This is a genomic window from Pasteurella testudinis DSM 23072, from assembly GCF_900176075.1.
Taxonomy (GTDB): domain Bacteria; phylum Pseudomonadota; class Gammaproteobacteria; order Enterobacterales; family Pasteurellaceae; genus Chelonobacter; species Chelonobacter testudinis.
This window is the reverse complement of the sequence record NZ_FWWV01000036.1, coordinates 1-7,682: the sequence shown is the minus strand read 5'-3', so window position 1 is coordinate 7,682 and position 7,682 is coordinate 1. Positions and strand designations below refer to the sequence as shown.

9 protein-coding genes and 5 pseudogenes are annotated in these 7,682 nt (G+C 41.5%); all 14 read right to left on the bottom strand.

Going from position 1 to position 7,682, the window contains the following annotated elements; translation table 11 throughout:
• Positions 1-348: 348 nt before the first annotated feature.
• Positions 349-1,269 (bottom strand): recombination-associated protein RdgC, encoded by a 921-nt coding sequence (gene rdgC, locus B8880_RS10930; protein WP_084257642.1) that lies wholly within the window; start codon positions 1,267-1,269, stop codon positions 349-351.
• Positions 1,270-1,271: 2 nt separating this feature from the next.
• The gene (locus B8880_RS10925; protein ID WP_084257641.1) at positions 1,272-1,532 is read right to left on the bottom strand and encodes a hypothetical protein; all 261 of its coding nucleotides are present in this window, start codon (positions 1,530-1,532) and stop codon (positions 1,272-1,274) included.
• Between the two features lie 75 nt (positions 1,533-1,607).
• A complete protein-coding gene (locus tag B8880_RS14870; protein WP_418889034.1) occupies positions 1,608-1,919 on the bottom strand; it encodes a P22AR C-terminal domain-containing protein in 312 nt (103 codons plus the stop codon).
• A 45-nt stretch (positions 1,920-1,964) separates the two neighbouring features.
• Positions 1,965-2,216 (bottom strand): annotated as a pseudogene (locus tag B8880_RS14865) (KilA-N domain-containing protein); the annotation flags it as partial.
• A gap of 270 nt (positions 2,217-2,486) precedes the next feature.
• Positions 2,487-2,891: pseudogene (locus B8880_RS14685) on the bottom strand (KilA-N domain-containing protein); the annotation flags it as partial.
• Between the two features lie 258 nt (positions 2,892-3,149).
• Positions 3,150-3,287, bottom strand: a pseudogene (locus tag B8880_RS14860) (DNA cytosine methyltransferase); the annotation flags it as partial.
• A gap of 180 nt (positions 3,288-3,467) precedes the next feature.
• Positions 3,468-5,039, bottom strand: a pseudogene (locus tag B8880_RS10910) (DNA cytosine methyltransferase); the annotation flags it as partial.
• A 17-nt stretch (positions 5,040-5,056) separates the two neighbouring features.
• Positions 5,057-5,662, bottom strand: coding sequence for a hypothetical protein (locus tag B8880_RS10905; protein ID WP_084257639.1), 606 nt, complete (start codon positions 5,660-5,662; stop codon positions 5,057-5,059).
• Positions 5,663-6,292 (bottom strand): hypothetical protein, encoded by a 630-nt coding sequence (locus B8880_RS10900; RefSeq protein ID WP_084257638.1) that lies wholly within the window; start codon positions 6,290-6,292, stop codon positions 5,663-5,665.
• Positions 6,285-6,695, bottom strand: coding sequence for a hypothetical protein (locus B8880_RS10895; RefSeq protein WP_084257637.1), 411 nt, complete (start codon positions 6,693-6,695; stop codon positions 6,285-6,287). Before B8880_RS10895 ends, B8880_RS10900 begins: the two co-directional genes overlap by 8 nt.
• The gene (locus B8880_RS14430) at positions 6,692-6,859 is read right to left on the bottom strand and encodes a hypothetical protein (RefSeq protein ID WP_159460746.1); all 168 of its coding nucleotides are present in this window, start codon (positions 6,857-6,859) and stop codon (positions 6,692-6,694) included. The genes B8880_RS10895 and B8880_RS14430 overlap by 4 nt, the downstream gene beginning before the upstream one ends.
• 24 nt (positions 6,860-6,883) lie before the next feature.
• Positions 6,884-7,069 carry a hypothetical protein gene (locus B8880_RS10890; RefSeq protein WP_084257636.1) on the bottom strand — a complete coding sequence of 62 codons (186 nt, stop codon included), beginning with the start codon at positions 7,067-7,069 and terminating at the stop codon, positions 6,884-6,886.
• 32 nt (positions 7,070-7,101) lie between these two features.
• The gene (locus B8880_RS10885; protein WP_084257635.1) at positions 7,102-7,536 is read right to left on the bottom strand and encodes a hypothetical protein; all 435 of its coding nucleotides are present in this window, start codon (positions 7,534-7,536) and stop codon (positions 7,102-7,104) included.
• Between the two features lie 31 nt (positions 7,537-7,567).
• Positions 7,568-7,682, bottom strand: a pseudogene (gene ssb, locus B8880_RS10880) (single-stranded DNA-binding protein); the annotation flags it as partial.

Genomic DNA, 7,682 nt, shown 5'->3' with positions numbered 1-7,682 from the left:
AAGCCGATATTTTCGGCGGCCGCAAGGCATTTATTCCCGAAATAGATAATGCTTACTCTATTTTTCTGAATAAAACGCAACCGCTTTCTATCTGCTAAAAGCTCGTCATATTTGTTTTTATCGATAGTTATTTTACTCATCGTTCATCTCCTTAATTGCGTTATCAATTGCCCTTCTGACACAATACGATATAGTAAAGGAGCATATGTCCGGCAATTGAAATTCCTTAACCTTAAAATAATCTCCATCAGTTGTAATATCCAATTTTAGGCTCTGGATAAAATCCAACCGCTCTTTATCTTTCAAAAGCTCGTCATATGTTAAAAAACTCAACGGCAGCGCAGATGATTAATTCTTGTTTACTATTTCCCATTCTATTTCTTTCTCCACACCAAATTCATTACTCAATAAGTCAAATAATTGAGATAACTCAGATGTCATCAAAATAAAATCCGCGTCAAATCTCTGCGAATAATCCTCTTTCAAAATGTCGTCATTTTGTTCACGGATATTGTCGGCAAATTTCAAGCGTTTTAGCGCACAGTCTTGAGTGAGTACAAAGTTCAAATGGTCTTCCCAATACAGCGCTAATTTAGTAATAGACTTTCCGGCGCCGTAGTGCTGTTCCATCTCTTCGCTTTCTAGGTCTTGCCGCTTGCAGCGGATAACGGCGTCATCGGTGGTTGATGTTAATTCCGCTTCATCAAGCAGCGTTAGCCAATCCGGCATGCTGTCGTTTTTAACCCAATCGGTCATTAGTGCCGACGGATTATTAGCGAACGCCAGCGGCACAACCGGAAGCGAGCCTAGGGTTTTTCGCAGTAACGACAGGACATCTTCGGCTTGTTTGGTTGAGGCTGCGTCGACGTAAATCAGTCTTTGCTTGGTGTCGATTAAAAGTGCGGTCTGCTTGAACTTGCTGAATGCACGCTGCAAGAGCATTGCTACAACATCATCTTTAATTGACTGCTTTTCGACTTTACTCAGTTTGCGTTGCTCTTTTTCTTCCAAGCTATCAACACGCTGCTTTAGCTCTTTATTGATGACGTGTGCCGGCAGGATTTTTTCTTCTCGTTGCGCAACAAGCAGAATAAAGCCGTTAGCAGAGTGGTGTAGTGATTCGCTATCCAGCGGCTCAATCCAGCCGAATTTACTTGCGTCAAAGCTGGCGCACGGTGTAAATGCTTCTTGCGCTAACCGAGGCTGTAAATTGCTCCAGTCCAGCTCTTTTTTAATGCGATAAATAATTGCGTTTTTAAACCAGTACATAGTTAGTCCTCGTGCTTGTTGCCGCAAAAAGGGCAGTATTGATGAATGATTTTTGTTTTACGGTTAACCTCTTTAATATTGCCGTTTCTACCGTTTGTATAGATTTTATATGAAACGCCGGAAGAAGTTCTTTTTCTGCCTACTTTCCAACCTTTTAATGGAAAACAAGTCTCAATATTAACGTCTCCTATAATATTGATTCCGTTGTTAATTAAATCTTCTTTAATTTTTTGTTCATATATCGCAATACAGTTGCAGCTCATTTTTATACCTCGCTATTAAATTTTGGGTGCGGCAACCGCACTTGCATTAATCAAGTGAAAGTGCGGTCGATCGGGTTAATTTAAGCTGTTGACTTCGCCACGGCGCAGTTCTGGCAGAACGTTATTCCAGCCATTGCGGTTGAGCTTGTCAATTTCGATATCTTGAGTGGCACGCACAAGGATTTTTCGGGCGCTTTCGAAGGTACGCTCATATTCGGTTGAACAACCACATACAGACGGTGCGAAACTGGAACCGAGCTTAATCAGTGCAGGGTAGAGCATGCCGAGAATGCCACTCATGCGGACTGCGGCTTTCCAAAGCCAAGATAAGGTTTTTAGTTCGTCTTCGGTGAGTTGCAGATTGAAGACTTTTTCAGGTTCCGGCAATGCCAGTTGTTGCGGTTTGTTTTGTCCGATTAGAATATTTTCAATTTGTTCATCACACCAGATAGCAAAGTCAACATTTAGCCATCGGGCGAAAGCAACTGCTAATCGACGGTGTAGCCAAGTTCCACCATTAACACCTCGGGTTGTTTTTAAAATACGGGATTTTTCCGTATTTAGTTTTTTACACAGTAATTCAATGTATTCTTGCGTGCTGTCTAAGCGTAACCATTCATTTGGTAGCTTGTTAAAATGCTTTGCAATCGCAGTTGCATTAAGAAAAGCATCGTTTTGGAAGAAAACTTCAGTGCCGTTGTAGTGGGCTGTGATGATATTAGCCATAGCTAACTCCTTTGTATTTTTTGAGAGATTAGCCACATTTGGTTGAGGGTGGCGGGACTCACTCTCAGGCATACAAAGAAACCTGTTGCTAGGTATTCCCATTAAGGTATTGTATTTCCCAGCTATCGACCCGCCATTGTCTTTTAGGCATAAAAAAACCGCAAGGTCTGTCGGGTGCGGAAGCCGCTTTGTATTTTTTGAGAGGGCTCCAGTATATTGTGGTTGATTTTCATTGTCAATCTTCTTTTCAGGTTCCGGCAATGCAAGTTGTTGAGGTTGGCCTTTGTGCATCGCCAAGAACGCACGCAGTACGATTAAATGGAATTTTGGGCTTATCCAAGTAGCGTAGGCAAGTACTAATTCTTCGCAAGCCCATGTGCCTTTATTGATACCAGTGCGTAAGGATTTATGTGATACACAGATCTGTGTATCAGAGTTTTTTGATGTGCAGATCTGCACATCAGAATTTTCATTCTCAATTTCAGTGATTAAATCTTTTGTTGTATCAAGACGAATAAAAAAAGTTGGACGGTGTTTATCTTCACCACCACTTGCAATATGTAGATCGTTCAGCGAATAAAGATTTTCAAAAGTACGGATCGGCGTATTTAAAATTGATAATTGAGTTGTCATAATTTATATCCTTTGAGTGATTTTAATTGCCCTACTGTTGAGATAGGGTGATCGGGTGCTTCAACACTGCTCAAAGTCAGCCTTTCGTTTTCCCTTGCGGTATTGTATGTACGAAACGCCACCCGATCATAAAATCAGGATATAAAAAAACCGCAAAAATGCGGTTGCTTTCCGCTTTGAGTCGAGGTGTGTTGAGCACCGTTAGCGGGATAGTAATACATGACTTTAACATTGTCAAATATCAAGCGGTATCAAAAGTTATTTACTGATATAGCTGGATATGCGATCGCCAATCCAGCGCATAACAGGCACAGCCATACTGTTTCCTATCGCCTTATATCGCGGTGAATCAGGGCAATCTTCGGCAGGTTTCTTGCGATACGGAATGCGTGTGTAATCACAATGTTTTATTATTTGCGCTATTCTTGATTTACTTATTGCATATTTATTAGCTAACTCTCTCATTGTTATACCTGTGCTATTGTATTCTGCGCAAATAATCGGGTGATAAATAGGATTTAGCTTAGATTTGATTTTATAGCACCCATCTTTAAATGCCTTGGTACTATTTTCTTGTGGGGATAACAGTTGTAAATTTTCAATTCTGTTATCTTGCTTGTTGTTATTTATATGATCAATAACTTTACCTCGTGGAATTATGCCGTTTTGTGCTATCCATATAATTCTATGAATTCTGCACTGTCTTTTTACGACACCAATTTTTATTGATACAACCAAATATCCATTTAACACTGAGCCCTTGAGTGCTTTAGGTGTTTTTAAGGGTATTCCGCCTGGCCCTTTAGTTGTGTAAACAACTCCTTTCTCAGTATTAACAATAATTTTCCCAATATGTATGTTATAAGCTATAAATTCATCTTTAGTCATCGCTGTTAAATTTGCCATTGTTACTCCATAAAAACCCTGCAATCTCTCGCACTCAGTTACGGTTAATTTTCTCACCGCGGTATTGGTTGAAACAGCGTGAATATCAGTGCTTGTTAGCGTGTACATAACACCGCTATCATCTGCGCCCACGCCGTTTCCGCCTGCATTATCAGCACGATTAATGATGTTTCCAGCAATGGCAACGCAAGGAATGTTACCGCCACCAGTTCCCATTCTTGCCTTAAGTGTCGGTGAAATGCCATTATGATGTAATCTAACAGATTCCAATCCTTTCATCTCAAACAACACATTTTCTTGGCCGTTATTTCTCCCCAAGCAATGTGCTTTATTGGAAGCAATGGGATCTTGCGTACCGTGTACAATAAAAAAATCGCCCGAGAATGCCTCTTGATTGCCTAACCACTGCTTATCACCACAATTTGCCAAAATGGTGCCGGCAACAGATTTTTGCGATGATAAAACAAGGCTTTCGCTGCCATTTCCACAACTGCCGCCACTTGCTCTTAGTGTGTCGGCGACGGGTTGCTCAGTGTATTTTCCAAAGCCTGTTTCAGCAAAGGCGGTAACGTTTTGTTGCGTTTCTGCGCTCGTTGTAATATTCCTTGGCAGGCTCTTTCGCTCAAAAAGTATTTCGCATGCACTTCTTTTTCTAGCACTTGCCACAACGAACACTCTTTTGCGTCGTTGGGGGACTCCGAAAAATTGAGCGTCGAGGGTGCGCCAGACGACTGTCCTTTGCGCATTGATATAACCAGCGTTACCCCATCGCTTGTTGTCTGGTGGTAAGAATGGCTCTCCGCCAGAAGCCAGTCCAGCCAAAAAACATCCGAAAGCATTGTCCTTTGTGGAAAGAACGCCGGGAACATTTTCCCAAACGATAATAAGGGGTGGTTTGTTGTCTGCGTGCCTGATGTGGTCAATTGCATTAGCTATCTCTATAAATTTTAGTGTTAAATTTCCGCGTTCGTCGTCAAGGCTTTCACGGTTGCCCGCCACGCTGAACGCTTGACAAGGTGTGCCTCCAACAAGCACATCAGGCGCGGGAATTTCGCGGTTAAGGATTTTGTCGGCAAGTGCGGTCATATCTCCAAGATTCGGCACATCGGGAAAATGGTGCGCTAATACCGCACTTGGAAAAGGCTCAATTTCAGAAAACCAAAGTGGAGTAGCGAATGAATGCCATGCGCAAGTCACCGCCTCAATGCCTGAACAGACTGAGCCGTAAGTAAAATTTTTCATGTTGATTTCTCGTGCGATTAAGCTACTCGTTTCTGTTGTTCGATTTCGCTTGGCGAGAGGATTCTATTAAAAACCGCTTCGTAAGCACGGTGAAACGCTTGCTTTAATTCAGCTTCGGCAGTTTTGGGTGATAGCACTTTGAGCGGAATAGGGACGGTTGTCACACCTTCCAGTTGCGCCCAGTCGCTTTCATTGCTCAATAACGCTTCTTTTTCCATTTTCAGCGCAATCAAATCAACCCGCTTCACTAAATCTTTCTCGGTGTCGCTGATTTCCGGCAAGCCGTACCGCACTTCGATAGCTTGTTCAAAACGTGCCTCAATCGCCATAAAATCAGGTAGCAATCGTTTGAGCGGCGTCGGCACATCTTTGACGTAAGCTTCGGCGAAATCGTGCATTAGCACTCTCAAGCACAAATACGGGGGGTAGCCCAAATGCTCGGCGATTGCTAAACAAAATAGCAGATGATTAGCAACGGAGTAGGGCGCTTCGGACTGCCCCATAAAGCGATTTTCAAGGCTTAAATGGTGCGCGATGTCGGTAATGCAGATTTGATTTGGGTCGGGTGCGGTGTAGTCGATGTGCTTGTGCGAGTAGGTTTTAATCCAGTTGTTAGATACCACCTAAACCTCTCTTAAGCTGTCTGGCCAGTCGTCACAATAGTCACATTCCGCAATCAATTTTGATTTACTGTCAGAAAGTGTTAACCATTCACCATTGTCTAAATCCGGTTTCCCAGAATGAACATATATTGAACCACTCAGATCTATTGAAATCCACTTTGCCCATTTCGGCACGCTGTACACTTTGCCGAAATACATAACTAGCTTGGCGTTTTCGATGGGGCAGTATCTTTCGATGTTGAGTTTAATTGCTTCAAATTCTGCGGCTTCTCTTTTTGCGAAAATGGGTTTATTTTTGATTGTGTCCTTATCATATTCGTCTTCAGGGTCATAATCTAGCACGCACACTAGAAAACTTCTATTTGCGCAATCTGGAAAATACACATCATCACCTTTTATCGGCTCACTCAAATACCGTCCGTTTTCGTCGATTTGCGGTTTGTCTTGCCACATAAGGACATCATTTTTTGAGCAGATATAAGGTTTTGAATAACCATGCGTCTCACCTGATTCAGTTTCAACAAGAACGCATTCTGAACTTCTTGGGCTTTGGACTATGTAGGCTTTTTCGCCGTTAAAATTTATCGGTTCACCCGCCAATGCCTTTTCTAAGTCAAATGGTTTACTCATTGTTAGCTTCCTCCCAGTAACCGACGATGTCGTCAGTCTGGTCGGCTGAGTAGCCGGTTCTGCCTTTTATCGAATATGATGTAGTTATGAGCCACCCACTATTATTTATAATTACACCGTTTAGTGGAAATTCACTATTGTTATCCTTTGATAATATTAATGCTTTTAATCCGTCACGAGTGCGTAATAGTGTACGGTCACGGATAATCGTGTCCCAGTCAAATGTTATTTCTTTGACGGTTTCGTTTTCCTTGATTTCTTTGTCTTGTGGAATATCTGGGAACTTCGACCAACCCTGTTCAAAAATACCGATTTGCCATACTGTTCCGTCATTGCATAATGCTGTAGTCAGGTCAATATCTTGATATTCACCGCCGCAGGCAATCTGAATAATTTTTCTCATTTTGTTTCCCCTGTTAAATGTTGTTCTTCTGCCGCACGGCGTAGCGCAATTTGATAATCTTCGTAAGCGTAAAACTTTCTTGATTTCCAGACACAAGAGCATTCGAGCTGCTGAAAACTCAACTCTTCTTTGCCGCCATATACTATTTTTATTTTATGCTCCATTTTCTTTCTACAATAAAAAACCGCTTATTCAGCGGCTCGGATTAGTTCTAAAATCTGTTCGGGTGTTTCTTTAACGATATAATAAGTTTCATCACAACCTGTAGTAGTCACGCAAGCACCTGAATCATTATCTAAAATTGCAGAAATATGATCGATATTGAAGTGTATTGAATCCATATCTTTTTGTGTTAATTTAATAAATTTAGGCATTTTTGTTTCCTCTCATGTGATAAAAATATGATCTATCCGCCCATCAAAGGGTGCGGACATTCCCAATCGTAATCATTAAATCCAATTATGCGATTTAGAGTTAATTCTCCTTTGAGAATTTCAAATTCACAGTTGAATTTCCCCCCTCTTTCGAAACCATAGAATCTAAAATCAACATTGAATTCCCGACTTAACACTTGAAACTCTTGAAGGTATGGTCCCCATGCATGTTCAGTCGGGATAACAACGATAATTTGATGATTATCATCTTCGTAAAAGCATTCTGTATATTCAGAATCGATAAAGCAGCGACGAGTGCCATTAATATGTCCACTGACATTGTCCAATTCCAATTCATCGCCGTTTTTAGTTATAGAACCACCTTGATAGATTGATTCATCAAGGAATTTTTTCACGTCATCAATATGACCTCTGATTTTCAGGTCACCGCAGCACCAATTAGGCATTTTTGTTTCCTTGCAAAAAAGCCGCCCATTGCTTGTCAGTCCAAGATTCGCTAGTTGCTACGCTGATATTGGCAACTTGGTCGCCGTTCGGCATGGTTCTAACTTCGGGATCGTTGCCCAAATTTCCTAAGATGATTACTTTATTT

Excerpts from the sequence above, each read along its gene's own strand:
- rdgC (WP_084257642.1), bottom strand. The coding sequence starts at position 1,269 with ATGTACTGGTTTAAAAACGCAATTATTTATCGCATTAAAAAAGAGCTG.
- B8880_RS10925 (WP_084257641.1), bottom strand. The coding sequence starts at position 1,532 with ATGAGCTGCAACTGTATTGCGATATATGAACAAAAAATTAAAGAAGAT.
- B8880_RS10900 (WP_084257638.1), bottom strand. The coding sequence starts at position 6,292 with ATGAGTAAACCATTTGACTTAGAAAAGGCATTGGCGGGTGAACCGATA.
- B8880_RS10895 (WP_084257637.1), bottom strand. The coding sequence starts at position 6,695 with ATGAGAAAAATTATTCAGATTGCCTGCGGCGGTGAATATCAAGATATT.
- B8880_RS14430 (WP_159460746.1), bottom strand. The coding sequence starts at position 6,859 with ATGGAGCATAAAATAAAAATAGTATATGGCGGCAAAGAAGAGTTGAGT.
- B8880_RS10890 (WP_084257636.1), bottom strand. The coding sequence starts at position 7,069 with ATGCCTAAATTTATTAAATTAACACAAAAAGATATGGATTCAATACAC.
- B8880_RS10885 (WP_084257635.1), bottom strand. The coding sequence starts at position 7,536 with ATGCCTAATTGGTGCTGCGGTGACCTGAAAATCAGAGGTCATATTGAT.